Annotated in this window: 17 protein-coding genes; 7 read left to right on the top strand and 10 right to left on the bottom strand. The window is 69.1% G+C overall.

The features are described 5' to 3' along the window. Positions 1–532 precede the first annotated feature (532 nt). Positions 533–3,553 (top strand): BTAD domain-containing putative transcriptional regulator, encoded by a 3,021-nt coding sequence (locus FR742_RS34590; RefSeq protein ID WP_187281506.1) that lies wholly within the window; start codon positions 533–535, stop codon positions 3,551–3,553. On the opposite strand, the gene FR742_RS46650 is transcribed toward FR742_RS34590, so the two are convergent. From FR742_RS46650 to FR742_RS34570, 4 genes are all read right to left on the bottom strand, one after another. After that, a complete protein-coding gene (locus FR742_RS46650; protein WP_148037137.1) occupies positions 3,537–3,770 on the bottom strand; it encodes an alpha-L-arabinofuranosidase C-terminal domain-containing protein in 234 nt (77 codons plus the stop codon). The two genes, FR742_RS34590 and FR742_RS46650, sit on opposite strands and share 17 nt — an antisense overlap. A gap of 151 nt (positions 3,771–3,921) precedes the next feature. Beyond that, complete coding sequence (locus FR742_RS34580) at positions 3,922–6,135, bottom strand: type I restriction-modification system subunit M/S (RefSeq protein ID WP_148035504.1); 2,214 nt, start codon at positions 6,133–6,135, stop codon at positions 3,922–3,924. Next, positions 6,132–6,959: a hypothetical protein gene (locus FR742_RS34575; RefSeq protein ID WP_261808948.1), complete on the bottom strand. Its 828-nt coding sequence runs from the start codon at positions 6,957–6,959 to the stop codon at positions 6,132–6,134. The genes FR742_RS34580 and FR742_RS34575 overlap by 4 nt, the downstream gene beginning before the upstream one ends. A gap of 134 nt (positions 6,960–7,093) precedes the next feature. Next, on the bottom strand, positions 7,094–8,584 hold the full coding sequence (locus tag FR742_RS34570) for an alpha-N-arabinofuranosidase (RefSeq protein ID WP_148035503.1): 1,491 nt from the start codon (positions 8,582–8,584) through the stop codon (positions 7,094–7,096). A gap of 209 nt (positions 8,585–8,793) precedes the next feature. On the opposite strand from FR742_RS34570, the gene FR742_RS34565 reads away from it, so the two are divergent. The 6 genes from FR742_RS34565 to FR742_RS34540 all read left to right on the top strand — a co-directional run bounded on the left by FR742_RS34565 (position 8,794) and on the right by FR742_RS34540 (position 14,577). Then, complete coding sequence (locus tag FR742_RS34565; RefSeq protein ID WP_148035502.1) at positions 8,794–10,125, top strand: extracellular solute-binding protein; 1,332 nt, start codon at positions 8,794–8,796, stop codon at positions 10,123–10,125. Beyond that, the gene (locus FR742_RS34560; RefSeq protein WP_219543052.1) at positions 10,125–11,045 is read left to right on the top strand and encodes a carbohydrate ABC transporter permease; all 921 of its coding nucleotides are present in this window, start codon (positions 10,125–10,127) and stop codon (positions 11,043–11,045) included. The genes FR742_RS34565 and FR742_RS34560 overlap by 1 nt, the downstream gene beginning before the upstream one ends. After that, positions 11,042–11,875: a carbohydrate ABC transporter permease gene (locus tag FR742_RS34555; RefSeq protein WP_148035500.1), complete on the top strand. Its 834-nt coding sequence runs from the start codon at positions 11,042–11,044 to the stop codon at positions 11,873–11,875. The genes FR742_RS34560 and FR742_RS34555 overlap by 4 nt, the downstream gene beginning before the upstream one ends. Before the next feature lie 49 nt (positions 11,876–11,924). Next, entirely contained in the window at positions 11,925–13,055 is a 1,131-nt protein-coding gene (locus FR742_RS34550) for a monooxygenase (RefSeq protein WP_148035499.1), read from the top strand. Positions 13,056–13,161: 106 nt separating this feature from the next. Then, a complete protein-coding gene (locus tag FR742_RS34545; RefSeq protein WP_148035498.1) occupies positions 13,162–13,617 on the top strand; it encodes an ATP-binding protein in 456 nt (151 codons plus the stop codon). A 699-nt stretch (positions 13,618–14,316) separates the two neighbouring features. After that, positions 14,317–14,577 carry a CopG family transcriptional regulator gene (locus FR742_RS34540; protein WP_148035497.1) on the top strand — a complete coding sequence of 87 codons (261 nt, stop codon included), beginning with the start codon at positions 14,317–14,319 and terminating at the stop codon, positions 14,575–14,577. 92 nt (positions 14,578–14,669) lie between these two features. On the opposite strand, the gene FR742_RS34535 is transcribed toward FR742_RS34540, so the two are convergent. From FR742_RS34535 to FR742_RS34510, 6 genes are all read right to left on the bottom strand, one after another. Then, complete coding sequence (locus FR742_RS34535; RefSeq protein ID WP_148035496.1) at positions 14,670–15,044, bottom strand: hypothetical protein; 375 nt, start codon at positions 15,042–15,044, stop codon at positions 14,670–14,672. A 947-nt stretch (positions 15,045–15,991) separates the two neighbouring features. Then, on the bottom strand, positions 15,992–18,244 hold the full coding sequence (locus FR742_RS34530; protein WP_148035495.1) for a catalase: 2,253 nt from the start codon (positions 18,242–18,244) through the stop codon (positions 15,992–15,994). Between the two features lie 120 nt (positions 18,245–18,364). After that, complete coding sequence (locus tag FR742_RS34525) at positions 18,365–18,970, bottom strand: VOC family protein (RefSeq protein WP_148035494.1); 606 nt, start codon at positions 18,968–18,970, stop codon at positions 18,365–18,367. Between the two features lie 36 nt (positions 18,971–19,006). Next, a complete protein-coding gene (locus FR742_RS34520; protein ID WP_148035493.1) occupies positions 19,007–20,131 on the bottom strand; it encodes a class I SAM-dependent methyltransferase in 1,125 nt (374 codons plus the stop codon). 123 nt (positions 20,132–20,254) lie between these two features. After that, positions 20,255–21,094 (bottom strand): DUF1996 domain-containing protein, encoded by an 840-nt coding sequence (locus tag FR742_RS34515; protein ID WP_148035492.1) that lies wholly within the window; start codon positions 21,092–21,094, stop codon positions 20,255–20,257. 10 nt (positions 21,095–21,104) lie between these two features. Continuing rightward, positions 21,105–22,793: a discoidin domain-containing protein gene (locus tag FR742_RS34510; protein ID WP_261808947.1), complete on the bottom strand. Its 1,689-nt coding sequence runs from the start codon at positions 22,791–22,793 to the stop codon at positions 21,105–21,107. Between the last annotated feature and the right edge of the window lie 102 nt (positions 22,794–22,895).

Below are 22,895 nucleotides of genomic sequence, written 5' to 3'. Positions count from 1 at the left end.
GGCACATGAACGCGTTTGACACGGGGCTTCCGCATGCTCGCACTCTTTCATCAAGTGGAAAGCCGGAGCCGATCGCGGCTCGATCGGCTCCGGCAGGTCATTCGAGATCAGGCGGCGTTGGTCTCGCGAATGACCGTGGTCTCGATCTTCTCCAGCTTGCGGACCTTGAGCTCGAGCTTCTTGGTCTCGTTCTTCTGCTTCTCCATGTTTGCCTCCCGGTGTTTTGCGGCTCCGTCGAATGGAATCCGTAAGGATGTCCAGAATCTACGAACCTCCGCCATGGCCGCTCTACATCACCGACGGTGGCGGGTTCGTGACGGCGGCGGAGCGGCCACCGACCAGGCCGTCCCCACGAACGGGCAGGTAGATCACGACCTTCCGGACACGTCCGGAAAGCCCTTTGCGCCCGGCACGGCGACGACCTAAAATCGGCACGCCAACCCGTCGAGCCGCACCCCCCAGCGAGCATGACCGAGCGGCAGATCACTGCCGGCGATCTCCTCTATGAATGTCCAGGGCGGAGCGACACTGGATGCGTTTCGAGATCCTAGGCCCACTCCAGGTGATCCAGGACGGCCGGCACCACTTTCTCGGCAACGCCCGGAAATTACGTATGCTGCTCGCCGGTCTCATCTCCAGGGCCGACCAGCCGGTCTCCAGCGATTTCCTGTCCACCGTTCTGTGGAATGATCGGCCGCCGGTCTCGGCGCGCAGCAATCTCCAGTCGTACGTGCATCAGCTCCGCGTCCAACTGGGCGCGGAACGACTGCTGAGAAAGCCGGAAGGATATCTGCTCGTCACCCACGGCGAGGTGGACGCGGCGCAGTTCCGGAAACTCGCGGCGGAGGGGTCAGCGGCTTTCGACGGAGGAAACCACGAATCCGCCGGTCGCTGTTTCCGGCGCGCCCTGGATCTGTGGCGGGGGCCCGCGTTCGCGGAATTCCTCGATTCCGGGCCGATCGCGGAGGAGGCGCTGTCCCTCGAACAACTCCGGCTCACCGTCCACGAACGCTGGGCGGAGACCGAGCTGGCCCTCGGGCGGCACGCGGAGGCGGTGGCCGAGCTGCGCGAGGTGGCCAAGGCCCACCCCTACCAGGAGAGCCTGCACGCGCTCCTCATGCTCGCCCTCTACCGGTCCGGCCGTCAGACCGAGGCCCTGGAGACCTACGCCGTCGTCCGCGACCTGCTCGCGGACGAACTGGGGCTTGAACCGAGCCCCGTGCTGCGCCGCGTGCACGAGGCGATACTCCGCGGCGACGAGCGGATCGACCTGCCCGCGAGGCCGGGCGCGTGGCCGTCGACCGGAGGCGCCGTGGTCCCTCGCCAGCTCCCGCCCACGGTCGCCGACTTCACCGGCCGGGACGACGAGGTGGCGACGCTCAGGGACGCCCTGTCCCCCGGTAGGCGCCAGGCGCTGACGATCTGCGCGATCTCCGGCATGGGCGGGGTCGGCAAGACCACGCTCGCCCTGCACGTGGCGCATCAGCTCGCGGGCGCGTTCCCGGACGGCCAGCTCTACGTCGGCTTCTCCGGCGCCGACGACCGCACCGCCGTGGCCCGGGCGCTGGAGTCGATGCTGCGCGCTCTCGGCGTCGGGGGAGCCGCCGTCCCGGAGTCGGTCGGCGACCGCACGGCCCTCTACCGGTCGCTCCTGGCCGGCAAGCGGATGCTCGTGGTGATCGACAACGTGGCCGACGAATCGCAGGTCAACCCCCTGCTGCCGGGGTCGGGCACCTGCGGCGTGCTGATCACCGGCCGTCCCCGGCTGGTGGGCCTGGCCGGCGTCCGGCACCTGCGCCTGGACGTCTTCCGGCCCGCCCAGGCGATCGAGCTGCTGGCCCGGATCACGGGGCCGGAGCAGGTGCGGGCCGCGCCCTCGGAGGCGAGCGAGATCGTCCGGCTCTGCGACCACCTGCCGCTCGCCGTCCGGGCCGCGGGGGCGCGCCTGGCCTCCCGGCCCGACTGGCCCCTCGCCCGCATCGCCGACCTCCTGCGCGACGAGCGACGCCGCCTCGACGAGCTCGCGGCCGGGGACCTCACCGTACGGGCCTCGCTCGGGTTGAGCTACACGGCACTGTCGTCCCCGGCCCGGCGCCTCTACTACCTGCTCAGCGTGCTGCACACCCCCGACTTCGCGGGCTGGGTCGCCGCGGCCGTGCTCGACACGTCCCCGGAGGAGGCCGAGCGCAGCCTCGGCGAGCTGCTGAGCGCCAACCTCCTCACCGTCGCGGGCGTCGACCCCGCCGGCCAGCCCCGTTACCGCTTCCACGACCTGATCCGCCTGCACGCCCGCGACCGCGCCGACGCCGAGGCCGCCCAGCACGAGATCCACGCGGCCGTGACCCGCGCGCTCGGCGGCTGGCTGGTCCTCGCCCGGCGGGCCGACACCGGGCTGCCCGGCAGGGTCTTCCCGACGCTCCCGGCCGAAGGCGTGACGCACGAGCCGCACGTCCGGATCTCCGATGCCTGCGCCTGGTTCGAGGCGGAAAGAGGCGCGCTCCGGGCCGCGGTGGCGCAGGCCGCCGCGCTCGGCGCGCACGACCTGTGCTGGCAGCTCGCCGATGCGACCGTCAACTTCTTCGAGCTGCACGACTACTACGACGACTGGGAGTCGACCAGCCGGCTCGCGCTGGAGGTCTGCGAGCGCGCCGGGGACGCGCGTGGCCGCGCCTTCATGCTGCGCGACCTCACCGAGTGCCTGCGCATGGGGCCCCGGCACGCCGAGGACGAGGCACTGGAGCACGCCCTCTCCGCGGTCGCGCTCTTCGAGGGCTTGGGCGACGTCCACGGCGAGGTCGACGCCCGGATCCTCGCCGGCACCGCGTTCCTGGTCCGGGGAGAGCCCGGCAAGGCCGTGGCCTACCTCGACGCGACGCTGGCGAAGGCGAGGGACGCCGGCTACGTGCTCGGTCAGGTCGAGGCCGAGTGGCAGCTCGGGTACGGCCACCGGGTCCTGGGAGACTCCGAGCGGGCCGGCGTCCACCTGGAGGCCAGTCTGCGACTGGCCGAGGACGTGCCCCTCCCGTCGCAGCTGTGCCGGATCCACAGCCTGCTCGGGATCGTACGGCGGGAAGAGGGCAGCCTCGTCGAGGCCGAGGCGCACTTCACGCGCGGCGTGACGCTGGCCCGTTCGCTCCGCAGCCTGAGCGACGAGATCACCATCTTGCCGCACCTCGGCATGACCTACGTCAAGCTGCGCGACCCGCGGGCCAGGGACGTGCTCGGCCGGAGCATCCGGCTGGCCCGCCGGTGGAGGGCGCGATTCCAGGAGGCCACGTCGCTGGGCGCGCTCGGCGAGCTCGAAGCGGCCGAGGGCCACCACGCCCTCGCCGTCGCCCACACCGTCGCCGCCGTCGAGATCTGGCGGGAGCTCGCCAGCCCTTTCCACGAGGCGCAGACCCTCAAGTCCCTCGGCGCCCTGCACGCGGCCGCCGATCCGGACCAGGCCCGTACGGCCTGGAGCGCGGCCCGGCGGCTCTTCGCGCAGCTCGACAACCACACGGAGGTGAAGGAGCTCACGGTGCTGCTCGAAACCGTCAGGACAGGTGGATGACGTTCCAGCTCACCGGGGGGAGGAGGACGCGCATCGGGTCCTGTTCCACGTTCTCGTTGGGGCGCGGGGCCACCCGGTCGGGGTCGTCGGCGGTGTTGCGGGCGTAGACGTCCGGGCCGGTGAGGGCGGTGGCGGAGGTGATGCGCGCGCCGCCGAGGGCGCGGGCGTCGATCTCCAGCGAGAGCGGCCCGTCCGTGGCCCGGTTGACGGCGAAGATCGTAACGCCCTCGTCCGAGAGAGCACCGCACCTATCTCAAGCTGATACGTCCTCTCTCGAAGCCCTCTCCCTGAGAGACACCCCTTCTTGGGGAAGACAGAGCAGGGACGGTCGAGGCGCTGACCGCCATTCGACACGAGCTGATGCCGTATCACTCGGGCGGGATGACTCTCCCCGAGGTCAGGAGAGGAAACAGCGCGTTCCGGAGCGCCACCGTAGTCCGTGCGATCTGTTCATGCGCGGTGATTTTGTCGCTCAAGGCATGGAGGGTACGGCCTATCGTCCCCTGCACCTCCGCAGGAGGAAGCACCACAGGCAGGGTTCCCAGAACGCGAGTGTTGATGCTGGGAAGCACGCTCCCGGCGGAATTGCGAGTCAACCAGTCAAGCACCCATGGGGAGCTCAGATAGTCGCTCAGGTACTGCGGGTCGACTGCCTCTCTTGGACGAATCCTGATCAGCCCTGTTCCACATATCCACCCTTCGTGCGCGGAGGTCACCAGGGCGTGCCGACCGAACGTTCCTGTCCGCGTGCAGACGATGTCACCCTCCGCGAGCCGATAGTTTGCCAGCTTGCCGGCAGTGTCCTCATCTACTCGGTCAAAGGTTCCTGAGATACGCCCGCCGTCGAGGTTGCGTGGCTTGACGACGCCCACAGAACCGTCGTCCGAGGCGCGGGTGAAACGGGTGAAGGGGCCCGAAGTAAGCTCGCTGATGTCGACGAGGGTCACTTCGCGCCAGCCCGGCGGCAACTCGCCGAACGGGGATTCGAGGATCTGAGCTCGCCTGATCACCTGTTCCATCGCCAAGTCGGCCCTCGCCGCCTGTTCCTGTAGACGATCCAGCTCACGGAGAAGCGTTGCGATGTCTTGACGGCAGTCGTCCGTACTGGCGGCGGGCTTCCTGATGGCGTACTTGCCGGGCGTGAGGTCGTAGTCGCTGCTGCTCAGTTCCTCAGTCGTCACGACGGCGGTGGGCAACGCCTCGCGAGCCGGAACCACACCCGCACGCCAGTTGGCGAGAACATCCCGAATCGCCTCGTGGTCCTCCTCAGAAAACTCTCGCCGAGCACGTTGTGACAACCGGCCCAGCCCTGTGGCGTCCACCAAGAGAAGCTCCTGCCGGGGGTGCGCAGAGCGGTGCAGGACCCAGATAGTGGCGCCGATCGCCGTGCCGTAGAAGAGCATCGGAGGCAGTGCAATGACTGACTCGATGCAGCCGTCCGCCACCATGGCCTGCCGGATCACGCGCTCGCGTCCTCCACGGAAGGCGGCTCCGGCCGGCATGACGACCGCGGCACGCCCACCTGGCTCTAGCCGCTCCAGCACCAACTGCAGCCAGGCGAAGTCCGCGTTGCCTCGAGGCGGCGGTCCGTAGAGCCAGGACCTGTTCAACGCCGGATCTTCCCGCGACCAGTCGCGTATGCCGAATGGAGGGTTCGCGACGATATAGGAATAGCTGGACAAGGCTTGACCGGGACGGCTCAGGACGTCGATCGACTGACTGCCTAGCTTGGCGTCGACACCGTGCAGCGCCATGTTCATCTTGGCCAGGACCAGGGCCTCGGCATTGAGGGCGTCGCCGTGGACGGTGAGGCCCGGGGTTTGAAGGGCCGCGGTGAGCAGGATTTCCCCCGAGCCGCAGCATGGATCGTAGATCTCCCCAGGCGCCTCGGCGGCGAGAACGTCCACCAGAACGCGGACGACGGACGGAGGCGTGTAGAACTCCCCGCCACGTTTGCGCTCCAACATGGCGAAACGATCCAGCAGAGCGCGAAAAGCTCCAGCGCCGCCCAGTTCACCAACCGCGGTGTCGGCGAACTCGACGAGCTCCGCGGAGATGTTCGTGTCCACGTTGAGGGCCGTGTCACCAGTTCTGAGCTTGCTGACGATGGGGGTCGTCCGTGCGGTTGCGTCACCTCGGCTGCCTGCGAGGACGTCTGACCACTCAACTCGATCCTGCGCTCGCGTATAGATCAGGCTGAGCACCAGATCGCGGTAACGGACGATGTCGTAGGTCCCTCTCAGCCGCTCTAGCGTCCGCCACAAGTCGGCTGTCGTGGGGAGTTCGCTCCTGAATGCAGGACGGGCCTGCGGGAGCTGTGCTGCAGGGCTCGCGAGATTCCTGCGAAACCGTTCGCCGAAGGTCGCGCCTGGCCGCTCATCCGCCAGGAGCGCGTTGCTCGGGATCCTGCGCTGGTCGAGCCACTCCAGTACGGCCTCGACCAAGAACAGTTGCTCTCCTTCGACGAGTCGCGGCCGGGGATATTCCTTGTGACGGCGCTCCCAGTTGCTCACGGCAGGGCGTTTCACCTGAGCCAGTCGCGCGATCTCGGCCCGGGAGACGAAACCCTGCGGAGAGGTCAAGGTCTCGTCCCCACGGGTCGGCGGGTCAGCACCTCCGGCACCCGGTCAAAGGCTCGCAGCCAGCCGACGAACTGCGGCTCCACGTAGCCCAGCAACTTGTAAATCTTGGCATGGTCCGCTGCCAGATGCCGGTGATGGATCGGCTCATGATGCATGATGCGATTTCGCAGGAGGACCATAGTCTGCAGACTGTCACGTAGAGACTCTCTCCTGCCCGAATAGCGCGGGAACGCCCGGTGCAAGGCCGGGACCCACAAGTGCCGATCGTATTTCCGGCTCAGGAGCGATACCCAGAAGCCGAACGACAGCTCGGTGACCACGTCATCAGCGGAGGGCAAGCTGACGCCCTTCCTGGCCAGCTTCTGCTTCGCCGTGGCGACCTTCGCCGTCTCGGACTCGTGCAAAGGAGCCACCCGCCACCATTCGTCCGTCCCGAACCGGGTCCGCAGCCGGTCGTGTTCGGCGTTGCGCAGGCAGATCTCCAGGCAGTGCAGCGGCCCGTAGAACGCTTCGGAGACCTGGACGTTCCACTGGTACAAGTCCCATGCGATCAGACGATCACCCGAGAGCGCGCCGAGATAAGGGGCGAAGCGCGGTACGGAGATCACCCGCTCAACCCATCCGGGCAGTTCGGTATGCAAGGCGGCCCCTCCGAAGTCATGGCTGACGTGCAGCGGCGCCTCGGGTATGCTGAGTTTCGTAAGCCCCGGGTCCGCCTCTGCTCTGCATGCCGCCCGGGGCACGGCTTTTCCTGACCAGTAGCCGTTATGAATCCCGCCTCGGAAGGCTTTCACTGTGCCACCAGGGTACAGCCATGCGACCATCTTAAACAAGTGTATTGCCGCTACAAAAACTGTTAACTCTGGAGAGAAGCTCAATCGCATACGCCGCTGGCGGAGATCGAGGAGGCCACCCATCTCCACCAGCGTGCACACGTACGTGCGGGTTGGAAAGGTCTTCAGGACAGGTGGATGACGTTCCAGCTCACCGGGGGGAGGAGGACGCGCATCGGGTCCTGTTCCACGTTCTCGTTGGGGCGCGGGGCCACCTGGTCGGGGTCGTCGGCCGTGTTGCGGGCGTAGACGTCCGGGCCGGTGAGGGTGGTGGCGGAGGTGATGCGCGCGCCGCCGAGGGCGCGGGCGTCGATCTCCAGCGAGAGCGGCCCGTCCGTGGCCCGGTTGACGGCGAAGATCGTGACGCCCTCGTTCCCGTGGGTGGCGACCGCGTGCAGCAGCGGCACCTCCCCGTACTGGGCGGTCTCGTACAGGGGAGAGACCGGCTCGACCCGCAGCACGTCGCCGGCCGCGTGCCGGCTGGCCTGGGCGAACGGGTGGAAGGTGGTCTGCCGCCAGGCCCGCCCGCCCGGCTCGGTCATGATCGGCGCGATCACGTTGACGAGCTGGGCCAGCGAGGCGGCCGTCACCCGGTCGCTGTTGCGCAGCAGGGTGATGAGCAGCCCGCCGAAGGCCACCGCGTCCGCCAGGTGGTAGTGGTCCTCCAGCAGCGGCGGCGCCACCGGCCAGTCCCGCGGCGGCTCGGCCGCCTGGAAGCGCGACAGGTACCAGACGTTCCACTCGTCGAAGGAGATGTCGATCCGCTTGCGCGACTTGAGCCGGGCCCCCACGGAGTCGGCGGTGGCGACGACCGAGCGGATGAAGTACTCCATGTCGGTCGAGCAGGCCAGGAAGCTGCCGAGGTCGCCGTCCTTCTCCTCGTAGTAGGCGTGGCACGAGATGAAGTCGACGACGTCGTACGTCTCCTCCAGCACGGTCGACTCCCACGCGCCGAACGTCGGCATGGTCGAGCCGGAGCTGCCGCACGCGACCAGCTCCAGGCCGGGGTCGACCATGCGCATGGCCCTGGCGGTCTCGGCGGCCAGCCGGCCGTACTCGTGGGCGGTCTTGTGGCCGGTCTGCCAGGGGCCGTCCATCTCGTTGCCGAGGCACCACATCCGGATGTCGTGCGGCTCCTTGGCGCCGTTGGCGGCGCGCAGGTCGGACAGCGCGGTGCCGGACGGGTGGTTGCAGTATTCCAGCAGGTCGAGCGCCTCGGCGATGCCGCGGGTGCCGAGGTTGAGCGCCATCATCGGCTCGACGCCCGCCTTGCGGCACCAGCGCACGAACTCGTCGACCCCGACCTCGTTCGTCTCGGTGCTGTGCCAGGCCAGGTCGAGCCGGCGGGGGCGGCTCTCCTTGGGGCCGATGCCGTCCTCCCAGCGGTAGCCGGAGACGAAGTTGCCGCCGGGGTAGCGGACGGTGCTGACGCCCAGCTCGCGGGTGAGGTCGAGGACGTCGCGGCGGAAGCCGTCCTCGTCGGCGCCCGGATGGTCCGGCTCGTAGACGCCGGTGTAGACGCACCGGCCCAGGTGTTCGACGAAGGTGCCGAAGGTCCGGCGCCGCACCGGCGCCACCCGGAACGCGGGATCGATCGTGAGGCGGGCGTCGTGCACGGGGGGCTCCTCGCGGTTGGTGGTGCTCCAGAGATTGTTAGCGTTATCAACCCGCGAGGTCAAGGGCACGGCAAGCGCTTGCCGCACAAACCTTGACAGCGTGCTTGTTACCGCTAACACTCGGGTAACCCCGCCGAAACATGACCCATAGCCACCCCAGTGCCCCTTGGTGTTAGCGAGAACATTCCTCGGCGAAGGAAGAGGCCACTGTGCAAGACCCCCCAGCCATCACCCGCCGGCACCTGCTCGGCGGAAGCCTTGCCCTCCTCGGCGCCGCCGCCTCCGGCTGCGCCATCCCCGTGGGACTCGGTTCGTCCCAGACCCGCGTGAAGTACTGGCACTTCCTCGGCGCGAGCGACGGCATCATCATGAACCAGATGGTCGGCGCGTTCGCCCGGGACAACCCCGGCGTCTTCGTCGAGGAGAACGTGCTCGCCTGGGGCGAGCCGTACTACACGAAGATCGCCATGGCGGGCGCCGGCGGCCGGTCGCCCGACGTCGCGACCTTTCACCTGGCCAGGCTCGCCGGCATCGGCGCGGGCGAGATCCTCGACCCCATCAACGTGGACCTGCTGGCCGAGGTCGGCCTCCGGGCGGCCGACTTCAGCCCGCCCATCTGGGAACGCGCCCACTACCAGGGCACGCTGTACGCGGTGCCGTTCGACGCGCACCCGATGGTGCAGTACTACAACACCGACCTCTGCGGGCGGGCCGGCCTGCTCGGCGCCGACGGCAAGCTGCGACCCACCACCGGCGCCGACCAGCTCCTGGAGCAGCTCCGCAAGGCCAAGGAGGTGCTCGGCGGCAAGCCGCCGCTGGTCTTCGACGCGCTCGGCCTCGGCACCGTCGGCCCCTGGCGGGTGTGGTACTCGCTCTACCCGCAGAGCGGCGGCACCCTGCTCTCGGAGGACGGCGGCCAGGTCACCATCGACGACCAGAAGGCGCTGGAAGCACTGCGGTTCATGCGCCGGCTCGGCGAGGAAGGGCTGTGCGACCCGACCACCGACTACGGCGCCTCGGTGGCCAAGTTCACCAACAGCGAGGCCGCGTTCCTGTGGAACGGCGACTGGGAGGTCACCGGCCTGAAGGAGCGCAAGACGCCGTTCAGCATGACGCGCTTCCCCAGCGTGTTCGGCAGCGGCGCCGCCCAGGCCGACTGCCACGTGTTCGTGCTGCCGCACCAGCGCGACCGCGACCCCGAGGTGGAACGGGCGACCTACCAGTTCATCGCCTACCTGGTGAAGAACAGCGCCGACTGGGCGGTGGCCGGCCACGTGCCCTCCTACCTGCCCGCACTCCAGGAGCCCGACTACCTGGCGCTCCAGCCGCAGTCGGAGTACCGCTCCGTCATCACCGACGTCGCCCTCGACCCCCAGGTCTGGTACACCGGCTCGGCCTCCCGGCTGTGGATCGAGTTCGGCGGCGCGTTCTCCCCGGTCATCAGCGGTGAACGCACGCCGGAAGAGGGGCTGGCCAACGCCAAGGCGGCGCTGAGCCGGCTGATGTCCGCCCCGAACCCCTTCCCCGCCGAGGAGCGATGATGACGACCACCGTCGCCGCCCCCGCCACCACAGCCCCCGCCGCCAAGGCCCAGGTGAAGCGGAGCTGGACGCAGCACGGGCTGCTGTTCGTCGCGCCCTTCCTGCTGGTCTACGTCGCCTTCCTCGTCTGGCCGACGCTGCTCGGCCTGCGGATGAGCTTCACCGACGTCAACATCGCCGGCAGCAACGACCGCTTCGTCGGCTTCTCCAACTACGCCGAGGCGTTCGGCGACCCGCGCATGTGGCGCTCGCTGTGGAACACGCTCGTCTTCACCGTGCTCAGCACGGTCCCGCTGGTGCTCCTCGGCCTGGGCCTCGCCCTGCTGGTGCACAACCTGCGGTTCGTGCAGTGGCTGTGGCGGCTGTCGTTCTTCGGCCCCTTCCTGCTGCCGTCGGCCGTGGTGTCGATCCTGTGGCTGCAGATGATCTACCCGCCCGAGTACGGCCTGCTCAACGGCACGCTCGGCACCGACGTCCTGTGGCTCGGCGACCCCGGCACGGCCATGTGGTCGGTGGTGCTCACCACCGTCTGGTGGACGGTCGGCTTCAACTTCCTGCTCTACCTGGCCGCCCTGCAGTCGATCCCGCAGCACCTGTACGAGGCCGCCGCCATCGACGGGGCGTCCGCCTGGGACAAGCTCAGGTCCATCACGCTGCCGATGCTCGGCCGTACGACGGCGCTGATCGTCGTGCTGCAGCTGCTGGCCTCGCTCAAGGTGTTCGACCAGATCTACCTCATGACCGGCGGCGGGCCCGAGGACGCCACCCGGCCGATCATCGAGTACGCCTACGACGTCGGCTTCACCGGCTACCGCATCGGCTACGCGTCAGCCGTCTCCTACATCCTCTTCGTCCTGATCGTCATCGTCTCCCTGGCGCAGCTCCGGCTGTTCCGCAAGCGCGCGGAGGTCTCCTCATGACCAAGCGGTTCAGCGTGAGCCAGCTCGTCCTGCTGGTGGTCGCCTCGGTGCTGGCCGTCATCTGGATCGCCCCGATCGCCTGGGCGGTGGCCACCTCGCTCAAGCCCGAGGACGAGACCACCAAGCTGCCGCTGGAATGGTTCGGCAGCACCGTCACGCTCGACGCCTACGAACTCGTGCTGGGCACCGGCGGCATCATCACGTGGGCCGTCAACTCCACGGTGACCGCGGTGATCGTCACGTTCCTGACCGTCCTCTTCTCGGCGATGGCCGCGTACGGGTTCGCGCGCACCCAGTTCAAGGGGCAGCGGGCGCTGCTGGGGCTGATCCTGGCCGGGATCATGGTGCCGCCGCAGGTGCTCATCGCGCCGTTGTTCGCCGAGATGGTGGCGCTCGGGCTGGTCGACACCTGGTGGGCGATCATCCTGCCGCAGGTGGCGGCGCCGCTGATCGTCTTCATCCTGTACAAGTTCTTCCAGGACGTGCCGCCGGAGCTGGAGCAGGCCGCGTTCGTGGACGGGGCCGGCCGTTGGCGGGTGTTCTTCACGATCGTGCTGCCGCTGTCGCGGCCGGTGCTGGCCGCGGTGTCGATCTTCACGTTCATCACCACGTGGAACAACTTCCTCTGGCCGTTCCTGGTGTCCACCGACCCGAACACGATGACCCTGCCGGTCGGCCTGGCCAACGTGGTGCAGGGCACCTTCGGCCTCCGGTACGCGCAGATCATGGCCTCGGTGGTGCTCGCCGGACTGCCGCTGATGGTGGTGTTCGTGCTGTTCCAGCGGCAGATCGTACGCGGCGTCGCGCACACCGGGCTGGGGGGTCAGTAGCTCCTCTTTAGGGGGTGCCCGGCGCGGCCCCATGGGCCAGGGTGGAAGCATGACGCGACTGACCCGCACGGCGTCCGCCCTGGCCGCGGCCGTGCTGCTGGCCGCCTGCGGCGCGACGGCCACGACGAGCCCGTACGAGCCCGGCACGGGCCACGCGGGGCACGGCGCGCACGACCCCGAGCCCTCGCCGCTGCGCGACGGCGAGCGGTTCATGACCCTGGGCATGCCCGAGCCGTACACCCCGGCGCCGCCGAACGGCGGCACCGACGACTACCGGTGCTTCCTCATCGACCCGGGGCTGGAGGAGCAGGTGTTCCTCACCGGCGCCCAGTTCCTGCCGCAGAACACCGAGCTGGTCCACCACGCGATCTTCTTCAGGGTCGGCCCGGAACACGTCGCGGAGGCCGAGCGGCTCGACGAGAGCACGCCCGGCCAGGGCTACACCTGCTTCGGCGACGGCGGGGTCGCCGCCGCGTGGGTGGCCCACTGGGCGCCCGGCACCGACGAGGTGCTGCTCGACCCGTCGCACGGCTACGCGATGCCGCCGGGCAGCCGGCTCGTCATGCAGGTCCACTACAACACGCTCGGCGTGGAAGGGCGGCCGGGCACCGACCGGTCCGGGATCCGGCTGCGGGTGACCGACCGGACGCTCCAGCCGTTCGACACCGTCCTCTTCTCCGCCCCGATCGAGCTGCCCTGCACGCCCGAGGAGTCCGGGCCGCTCTGCGACCGCGCCGCCGCGGTGCAAGACCTCGGCCGCAGGTTCGGCGAGAAGTCGCTCGACCAGGTCGACGCCCTGGCGCAGCGGTGCGGCCGGCCGGAGCCGGGTCCGACCCAGCACTGCGACCTGCCGGTGGAACGGCCGGCCAGGATCCACGCCATGGCCGGTCACATGCACCTGCTGGGCCGCGCCATCAAGGTGGAGGTCAACCCCGGCACGCCGGAGGCGCGGACCCTGCTCGACGTGCCCGCGTACGACTTCGACGACCAGGCGTTCCGGCCGCTGCCCGAGCCCGTCGCGGTCGGGCGGGGCGACGTGGTCCGGGTGACCTGCACCCACGACGCCGGGCTCCGCGCCAAGATCCCGCAGCTCCGGGAGCTCGACCCGCGCTACGTGGTGTGGGGCGACGGCACCGCCGACGAGATGTGCCTCGGGATCGCCGTCGCCTCGGCCACCTGACCCATGCGTGACGAAGATGTCACGCCCAGGCGACACCCCGGGACTCAACCTGCCGTGCTCCTGTCTTCGTACAGTCTGAAAACGGCGTCCTCGGGAAAGGCCCGTCATGACCACGCTGCGCCCAGCTCCGCACAGCCGCTCGCAGGACGCGTGGCCGCTGCCCGGCGACGCCCAGGCGGTGGCCACGGCCCGCGCCACCGCCCGGAAGGCGCTGGAAGGGCTCGGCGTGGACCCCGAGCTGGTCGACGACGCGGTGCTGATGATGAGCGAGATCGTCACCAACGCGCTGCTGTACGGCGATCCGCCGTACGAGATGGCGGTGAGCGCCGATCGCAGGGAGATCGTCTGCGGGGTTATCGACAGCGGCCCGCCGCTGCCCGAGCCGCGCACCCCCGGCAGCGGCGACGAGCGCGGCCGTGGGCTGCACATCGTGGCCATCCTGTCGGAGGGCTTCTACGGCTGCCACCCGCAGCGCTACCTCACCTGGCCCGACCGGCTCGGCAAGGCCACCTGGTTCGCCCTGCCCCGCACTCCGGAAACCGACGGCGGCTTCCGCATCTAGCGGCATACTCCACGGCCGCAGGGTCCCCGGTGGGGGTAGGGGCAGGGGCCCTGCGGCTTGGAACGTTCTACTCTCGCCGGTCGAACACTTCGCCGAGCCTGAACGCGTCATCCCTCGCACTCGGCAGAGCGTGGTCCACGACCACGCTGTCAGGCCGGGGGTCGGCCTGTTTGTCGCCGGCGCTTCCCGTGCCGTCGCACGCGGGACACCTGTCTGACTTGTCCCTGGGAGAGCCCTGGGCTTGGGTCATCCAACCTCCTCCAGCCAGGATCCATGACCTACCTGCAGTAGGCCCCCACCTATGAAGCGAGCCCTCCCCAGGCCCCGCACGTACGCATCGTGCACGGCGATGGTGTGTTCTCGCCCCCGCTCAGGCTGGATGAAAGCCGTCGACGGTTGAGTGAATGTTACAGCAACCGTACGTAGGTGGTGATGAACTGGATCAGACGCTCGACTATGGTTCGAGTGCTGGGCATACTGAATCTTCCTCACTTCTAGCAGCGTAAACTCCGACAAAAGCCACAAAAAGTGTGTAATATATGGACTGTCTTCGTCCGAATCAGAGGGCGTGGTCGGGCGGTTCATCATGTGGATTTCATGTGGATCGATAACATGCATCGTGTGGTAGCGGGTACATGACAGGTTGTAGTCAAAATCTTCCTGGAAGGCCCTTACTGGAGCAGGCTGGAGGTATGGCGAGTGGCGCAAGATCGTGAGCAGGAGCTCGCAGAGGTGAAACCCAAAGAGGCGAAAAAGGGGTTCGTGCGTCTGTCCATAAACCTGAGCACGGAGACGATGGACATCCTGAGGAGGCTGATCGAGGCCAAGGGCCTGTCCATCACCGATGGTGTCCGGCGTGCGATCAAGGTTTGGCAGTTTGTCGAGGAGCAGACCGAGAAGGGCAACGAGCTGGCGGTCATCGAGCCCAACGGAGACGTGCGGAAAGTGCTGGTGCTCTGACGGGTTTCTCGCCCGGGAGCCCTGAATGCTGAGACTTACTGCGAGCTCACTATCCTCCACGGCTGCGGAGGATAGTGAGCACATGGGCTGAATTACTCTCTGCTCTGCGCTCCGAAGTAATAGCCCACGATGAGCGAGACGATGGGCGCGATCAGCTCCCTCGCCTTGTTGACCTCTTCGATCGTTTCCTTCGGCTCCGGCAGGAGCGCGGCGGCGACCGGGCTCGCGACCATCGAAAGCGTGAAGAGGACCAGAAGAATAGTCATGATCCACTTACGGTTCCGGATCGCGCTCTTCTCACGCATCGCCAGTCGCAGGGCGTCCTTCCCCTCCTCGCTCGGCAGGGTCCGGTCGACGATCACCTCTTCCGGCTCGGGAGCGTCGGCCACGTCGTCAGCTATGCCGGTGCCGTGACAGCGCGGGCAGACGTCTTCGCCCGCGCCCTGCGGGTCGTGCGACTCGGGCACTTTCGCCTCCTACTGTCTCCCGAGGCGGACTCCGTCGTCCGCCTCTCGCCCCCGGACACCCATGCACCGATGTTACATCGATGTGTCGAATCTACGCCTTTGATGTGTATCGGATCAACATCTCGACCATAGTGAATGCAGTGCGGGTATGGATGAATGCCGTACCGGGCCTTGCATTCCTGGAGAGCTGCCCCATAATGGGGCGTGGATGTGGATCCTAGGTTGATATCAGGGGGTCCCCATCAGCTTGGGGTGGTGGTGCAGGAGAGGTGGGTCCACCTCGGGAGAATGGGGAGGGAAGGGGCATGAACATCAATCACAGCTCGACGCGAGGGTTAGGAGGGGTCTGGTTACGCCCGCCCCTTTCACCGCATCCGTATGGCAGTGGCTCTCGCACGTCCACCGACGATGGGAAGAGCCTGCTTATGTCTGATCCGCGGTGTACCGACGGCCGGGCCGCAGGCGCCGGCCAGAACGCCTCTCACGCGCCTCCCTCATTCGTGCGCCTCACGGTGAACGTGGAGCGGGAGACCATGCGGACCCTGCAGCGGCTCGCTGAAGCCAACAGAGTGTCCCTGACCGACGGAATCGGTCGCGCTGTGACGATGTGGGAGTTCTTGACCGATCAGGTCGCGCAGGGAAACAGAATCGCGCTGATCCATCCCGGAGGAACGATCCAAACACTGGACATGAGGTAGTCCTCTGCCGGCGCCGGAGCAGCGGGCCGGCCGAACCTGCTCTTCCGGATCCAGGGCCGGTGACCTGCCCGCCTTGTGGCGGGCAGGTTCGCCGTGGGACGCTCACCCCGGCTTCGAGGGGAGAAACCGCTGTGAACGTGGGTCTGCCGGAACTGCTGATGCTCGTCTTCATCTTCCTGCTGATCCCGGCTGCCGTGGCCGGGCTGGTCGTCGTGCTGGTCAAGCGGGCCGGCAAGCGGCGCTAGCTGATCAGGTCAGGGCGGCCGCGGCGGGGAAGCGGTCCCAGACCCGGTGCGCCGCCAGGAGCTGGAGTGTCTCCCGCAGGACCGTCGTGCCGTCGTCGCCGAGGAGCACGCCCGGGGCCTGCGTGGGAATGCCCGCCTGGGTGAAGACCTGGGAGGCCGTGCCCCAGCCGCCGATCGGCTTGGCGTGCCGGTAGGCCTCGGTGATCAGCAGCAGCACGCGCGGGTCGACCGCCGCGTCCGAACCGCCGCCCGCCTTCGCGTCGCGGGCCCCGTACGCGTCCTTGCCCGGTGTGGGGGCGCTCGCCACCAGCAGCGCGTCGAACTCGACGGAGCGCGCGGTGACGAAGGTGCGCTGCACCGGCAGCGTCCCGCCGAGCATGCCGCCCGTCGGCGCGATGATCAGCGGCACCATGCCGCCGTCGAGCACCGCCTGGCGCAGGTCGCCGACCGCCGCCGCGTCGTCGTCGCCTGCGACGATGCCGATGATCCGGCCGTCGGCCGGCCAGGTCCGCCCGACCTGGGACAGCGCCGGGCTGGGCCGCGGGTCCGCCAGCGGCTCGGAACCAGCCGGCGCGGGCAGCCCGAGCCCCTCGGCGACCTGTTCGCACAGGACCGGGTCGATGTTCGCGAGCACCCGCAGGTACCTCTCCTTGATCGCCTGCTCGTAGCACTTGGCCAGCTCGAAGGTGTAGGCCGCGATGGTGTGCTCGCGCTCGACCGGCGTCAGGCTCAGCCAGAACAGCCGCGCCTGGCTGAAGTGGTCGGCGTACGACGCGGGCGCCTCGCGCACCTTCCGCCCGGACACCTGCGTGGGCACCTCGACGTACCCTCCCTCGGCCGCGCCCGCCGTGAAGGGGCAGCCGCCGTCGAGCGAGTTCGGCCGGTACGGGGCGACGCCCCGGTGCACGGCCGCCTGGTGGAAGCCGTCCCGCAGCATGTCGTTGACCGGGGCGTGCGGCCGGTTGATCGGGATCTGCGGGAAGTTGGGCCCGGCCAGCCGGGTGATCTGCGTGTCGAGGTACGAGAACAGCCGCCCGGCCAGCAGCGGGTCGTCGGTGACATCGATGCCGGGCACCAGGTGGCCGACGTGGAAGGCGACCTGTTCGGTCTCGGCGAAGAAGTTGGACGTGTTGCGGTTGAGGGTGAGCAGGCCGATCGGCTGGACCGGGGCCAGCTCCTCAGGGACGATCTTCGTCGAGTCGAGCAGGTCGATGCCTTCGAACATCTGCTCCGGCGTGTCGGGGAAGACCTGGATGCCCAGCTCCCACTCCGGATAGGCGCCCGCCTCGATCGCGTCGAAGAGGTCGCGCCGGTGGAAGTCCGGGTCCACGCCGTTGAGCAGCTGCGCCTCCTCCCAGACCAGGGAGTGCACGCCGAGCTTGGGCTTCCAGTGGAACTTGACCAGCGTGGTCGCACCCTCCGCGTTCACCAGGCGGAAGGTGTGCACGCCGAAGCCCTCCATCATCCGGTAGGAGCGCGGGATGCCGCGGTCCGACATGTTCCAGATCGTGTGGAAGGTGCCCTCGGTGTGCAGGCCGACGAAGTCCCAGAACGTGTCATGAGCGGTCTGCGCCTGCGGGATCTCCCGGTCCGGATGCCACTTGGCGGCGTGGATGACGTCGGGGAACTTGATCGCGTCCTGGATGAAGAAGATCGGGCAGTTGTTGCCGACCAGGTCGAACACGCCCTCGGAGGTGTAGAACTTGGTCGCGAAGCCACGCGTGTCGCGTACGGTGTCCGCCGAGCCGCGCGAGCCGATCACGGTGGAGAACCGCACGAAGACCGGCGTCTCGACGTCCTTGGCGAGGAAGGCGGCCTTGGTGACGTTCGAGGCGGCGCCGTAGCCCCGGAAGACGCCGTGCGCCCCGGCGCCGCGCGCGTGCACGACGCGCTCGGGGATGCGCTCGTGGTCGAAGTGCATGACCTTCTCGCGCAGGTGGTGGTCCTGCAGCAGGACCGGGCCGCGCGGGCCCGCCTTGAGCGAGTGGTCGGTGTCGGGCAGCCGGAGCCCCTGGGCGGTCGTCAGGTATGCCCCGCCTTGAGCAACCTTGTCCTGCGGAACGCCGGTGGGCTGGCCGGTGGGGGAGAAGGTGTCCGGCCCGCTCTGGTCCGGCTTGGGCGGCAGCGGCTCCCGAGGCTCCGTGGGCTCCTCCAGCGACGGCGGCTCGCTGTTGGGGACGCCGGGGATCTCGGCGGGCCCGCCGCCGGTCACCGCGTCGACGACCTTCTCCACGGTCGACTTGATCGGGTGCTCCATGGTCTCTCCTTGGCGTGAGGCTGCGTCGCCGGGTGCCGGGCGTACGCAGACTTCCCCACGCCGGAGGTCGCCACGCGGAGTTTACGGTGCTTACAGGCGAATCCGGTCAGGTGTTGGGCCTCAACGTTCCAGGGTGATGCCCTCCCGTCGCAGGTCCTCGATGACGCCGTCGACCAGCCGGGTGCTGACCGTGTGCGTCAGCCTGCCGGTGTCGCGGAGCTCGCGGGCGGCGGGGACCGGGTCGGGGTCGGCGAACAGCCGCTCGTCGGTGTAGTCCACCGGCCTGCCGGTCGCGTCGAGCGCCCACCAGGAGGCCTCCAGGGCGATGCCGTTGGGGTCGCTGAAGTAGATCGAGCGCAGGAAGCCGTGGTCGATGACGTCGGTGACCTCGCAGCCGTGCTCCTTGAGCCGGTCGCGCATCCGTACCAGCGCGTCCTCGTCGGGCAGGTGCAGGGAGAGGTGGTCGAACTGGGCGGCCTTCGCGTACGGGACGCCGGCCGGTTTGGCGAAGCTGTCGAGCTCCTGGTCGGCGTACTCGAAGAAGGCGATGGTGCTGCCGACGCCGACCTCGAAGAAGTAGTGCTTGAACGCGGGCACGGCCAGGGTGGCGACCAGTCGCGCGTCCAGGACGCCGTGCCAGAACCTGACGGTGGCGTCCATGTCCGCGGTGATGAGGGCGAGGTGGTGGACGCCACGCCAGTGCACCGTTTCCGGGGTTGCAGCCATGGCCCAACAGTACGCCTTTCAACTACCTCCGGGTAGTCACGTCCCGGTGAGATCCAGCGGCGCGGGCTTGGTGGCCGCCGGCTCCGCGCGCAGACGGCGGACCTCGCGGGGGCCGGACCAGCGGGTGATCGCCTCCTCGTCGGCGAAGGCCATCGCGCGCAGCATGTTGCCCCCGTCCGTGGCCTGCACCGTGCGGCGCAGCCGCGCCCGCAGCGACTCCGGCAGGTTGGTGGTGCGGGCCTCGATCGTGTCGCCGTAGAAGGGGGCGTAGCCCGCCCCCGCGAAGCCGGTACGGCGCAGCAGCACCGGGAGCGTGTCGGCCGAGTAGAACATCAGGTGGTTCTTGGTGAAGCCGCTCCACGCCGACTCGTACGCCTTGAGCAGCAGCGAGTTGGCGTTGACCGTGAGGATCATCAGCACCCCGCCCGGCGCGAGCAGCTCGCGGAACCGGCGGAAGTCGTCCACCGGCCTGGGCAGGTGCGCCAGCACCGACCAGAGGGTGATCACGTCGAAGCCGCCGGCGGCGATCTCCGGCACGTCCTCCGGCGCGCCCAGGTACGCCCGTCCCCGGGTGAGCCGCTCGTTGGCCTGCGCGACCGAGTCGGGCGACAGGTCCACGCCGACCGCGTCGAAGCCGCGCTGCTCGGCCAGCTCCAGGAAGAGCCCGGCGCCGCAGCCGAAGTCGAGCAGCCGCCGCCCGGCGCCGTCGTCGAAGACCGGGGAGAACGCGTCCATGGTCAGCTGGTAGCGGCGCTGCCGGTTGGCGGCGTACTTGCCGGTCAGGAACTTGCTGTAGCCCTTGGCGTACAGGTCGCCGAGCCGCTCGGGACGGATGTTCGGGTTGCGGTAGAGGAACCCGCAGGAGGGACAGCGCACCACGTGGTAGCGCCACTTGCCGTCCTCGCCCACCGGCTCGTACAGCGGCTGCATGCGCGGCTCGCCGCAGAGCGTGCAGTCGATGAACTCCTCGATCTCGCCCAGCGGCATGCGTGCCTGGTAGTCCTCGGGCTCCACGATCGGCGAGCGTCTCAGCAGCCTGCGCCACTGCGCCTCGCGGATCAGCCGCTCTCCGGGGCGTACGTAGACCCGCTGCCCCCAGGGCACCTTGTCGTAGCGCGAGCCGTAGACCAGCTTGCCGAGCAGCCGTCGAGCCGAGACCATCGCACACCCCTAACGCAGACCGTTTGCGCGGGTATTGCCCTGACTATTCCATCGCTACCGCCAGCAAACCATCCCCAAACGGCCAAGGCGGGCGGGCCGCTGGAGACGGCCCGCCCGGGGAGGTCACGACGGCCTGCCGTCGGCCCCGCACTTGATGATCGGCCGGATGCAGTCGCGTACCCGGCGCTCCAGCTCGGCGACCGGCCAGGCGTTGAAGAAGTCGCCGTGCATGGTGTAGCCGCCGCCCGAGGCCAGCCGGAACCCGGACGGGTCACCGCTGACCGGGTAGCGCAGCACCTGGCGGAGCTTGGGCACCGGCACCGGGTGACTGCTCGGGCAGTCGTCGCCGACCGGGTAGGCCATGTGGCTCTTGTGGTCGGGCGAGTCGAGGTCGCGCCCGTTCCAGCACTGCGGGAAGTCCAGGTAAGACTCCAGCATCGTGCCGGGCGGGCAGGTGACGAAGTCCTTCGAGGCCGGCACGTGCCCGGCGTGCAGGCAGGACCAGCGGGCGATGGTGGAGTCGCCGGGCCCGGTGGCGCGCGCGTTGCCGGCCACGATCCGCAGCCCCAGGGGGAACGGCTGGATGCGCGCGGTCACGTCAGGCCGAACGCCCTCGCCGAGGTAGTAGAACGTGGTGATCGTCGGCTCGACCGGCGTGCCGTTCCGGTAGAGCGTCGGCACCCAGTAGGAGGACCTGTCCACCGACGGGTTGCAGTTGGTGGCGCCGCGCTGCAGGTCGGCCAGCGTGGTGTGGGCGTTGGTGATCCGGCTGCCGAAGAAGCTGTGCATGTGGGAGGCGCCGGGCAGGCCGGGGAAGATGATCGGGTCGTCGGGCAGCCGGTGGCTGTAGGGGCAGTCGGCGAGGAACTCCGCCACCCGTACCGGTTCGGCCTGGGCGGGCTGGACCGACAGCGGCGCACCCATCAGCACCGCGAGCACAGCGAACAGGCGTAACAGTCTCATGGCGGGGTCCTCACTGGTAGACGCGCACGTAGTCGACGAGCATGCGGGCGGGGAACGGGGTGGAGGCGTCGGGCGGGCCGGGCCAGTCGCCGCCGACGGCCAGGTTGAGGATGATGTAGAACGGGTGGTCGAACACCCACGGGCCGCGCGTGCGTTCCACCTCTTCCTTGCTGAGGGTGACGACGGTGCGGCCGTCGAGCGTGTACGTGATGCCGCGGCTGTCCCAGTGGGCGGCCCAGACGTGAAAGTCGTCGGCGAGGTCGGCGCCGCCGGGCAAGGTATAGGAGCCGCCGATGCCGCCGCCTCCGTTGTAGGCGGGCGCGTGCACGGTGGAGTGTGACGTGCGGGTGTCCTTGCCGAGCACCTCCATGATGTCGATCTCGCCGTTGTACGGCCACGGCCGCCCGGTCAGGAAGTCGGCGCCCATCATCCAGAACGCCGGCCACAGCCCGTTGCCCCTGGGCACCTCGATCCGGGCCTCGACGCGGCCGTAGGTGAAGTGGAACTTGCCGCCGGTGTTCATCCGGTGGGAGGTGTACTGGCAGGTGGCGCTGCCGGTGAGCGGGTCACGCGGGCAGGCGGAGCCCGGGGTGGCCTGCTTGCGCGCCTCCATCACCAGCCGGCCCTGGCCGTCAAGGGCGGCGTTGCCGTTGTCGGTGTAGTACTCCAGCTCGTTGTTGGGCCCGGTGCCGGGATCGACGGTCCACTTGGCCGGATCGGGCCTGGCGCCCGCCGGGCCGTCGAACTCGTCCTGCCAGACGAGCCGCGGCGGGTCGGCCGGGTCGGGGGCGGGGGACGGTGGGGTGATGGGCGCGCCGCCGGTGCCGTACACCTGGAACTCCCAGAGGCTGTAGCCGTACGAGGTCGCGCGCTGCGTCCCGTACACGCGGACGTAGCGGCCGGTTCCGCTCACGGTGAGCGTCTGCTTGAAGCCGGCGCCCGACGTGGTGGAGTAGATCGTGGTCCAGGCCGAGGCGTCGGGCGAGACCTGGATCTGGAACGCGCGGGCGTAGGCCGGGTCCCACTGCAGGACGACCCTGGTGATCTGGGCGGTCGCGCCGAGGTCGACGTAGATCCAGCCGGGGTCGGCCCAGGCGGCGGTGGCCCACCTGCTGGCCGGGTCGAGGTCGAAGGCGCGCGCCGGGGTGCACTCCCAGCAGGTGGAGTCGTGCTGCGAGGAGGAGGCGACGCCGGGCCTGCCGTAGGAGAGCAGCCGCTCGCCGCTCCCGGTGCCGTACACCTGGAACTCCCAGAGCGAGTAGCCCCACGGGGTGGCCCGCTGTGTCCCGTGCACGCGGACGTACCGGCCGGTACCCGACACGTCGATGGTCTGGGTGCCGCCGGGGCCGGACGTGGTGGTGTGGACGGTGGTCCAGGCGCTGCCGTTCGCGGACACCTGGATCTGGAAGGCGGTGGCGTGGGCGGCCTCCCAGCGCAGCACCACCTGGGAGAGCGCGGCGGACGAGCCCAGGTCGACCTGGATCCACTGCGGGTCGGAGAAGGCGCTGGACCAGCGGGTGCCGGCGTCGCCGTCGACGGCGGCGGAGGCGGGGAAGGCCGCGCTCTCGGTGGAGGAGGCGGTGGCGGGCCTGCCCTGTGACAGCAGGGCGGCGGCGGCCTGGGCGGGCAGGGCCGCGAGGAGGGGGGCGACGAGGGCGAGGACGAGTGTGACGAGTGTCCCCAGGCGGGGTGGACTCACGGAGGTCTCCTCTGGGAGCGAGGGGGGAGCGCTCCCTAGAGTGAGGGTGATGGTGTCAGGAAAATCTGTCAAGTCGCCTGTCAGCAGGAAGGGAGTATTAAG

Source organism: Nonomuraea sp. C10, from assembly GCF_008017515.1.
Taxonomy (GTDB): Bacteria; Actinomycetota; Actinomycetes; order Streptosporangiales; family Streptosporangiaceae; genus Nonomuraea; species Nonomuraea ferruginea.
Note: the sequence above shows the minus strand (reverse complement) of the source record. Positions and strands in the feature narration are given on the sequence as shown.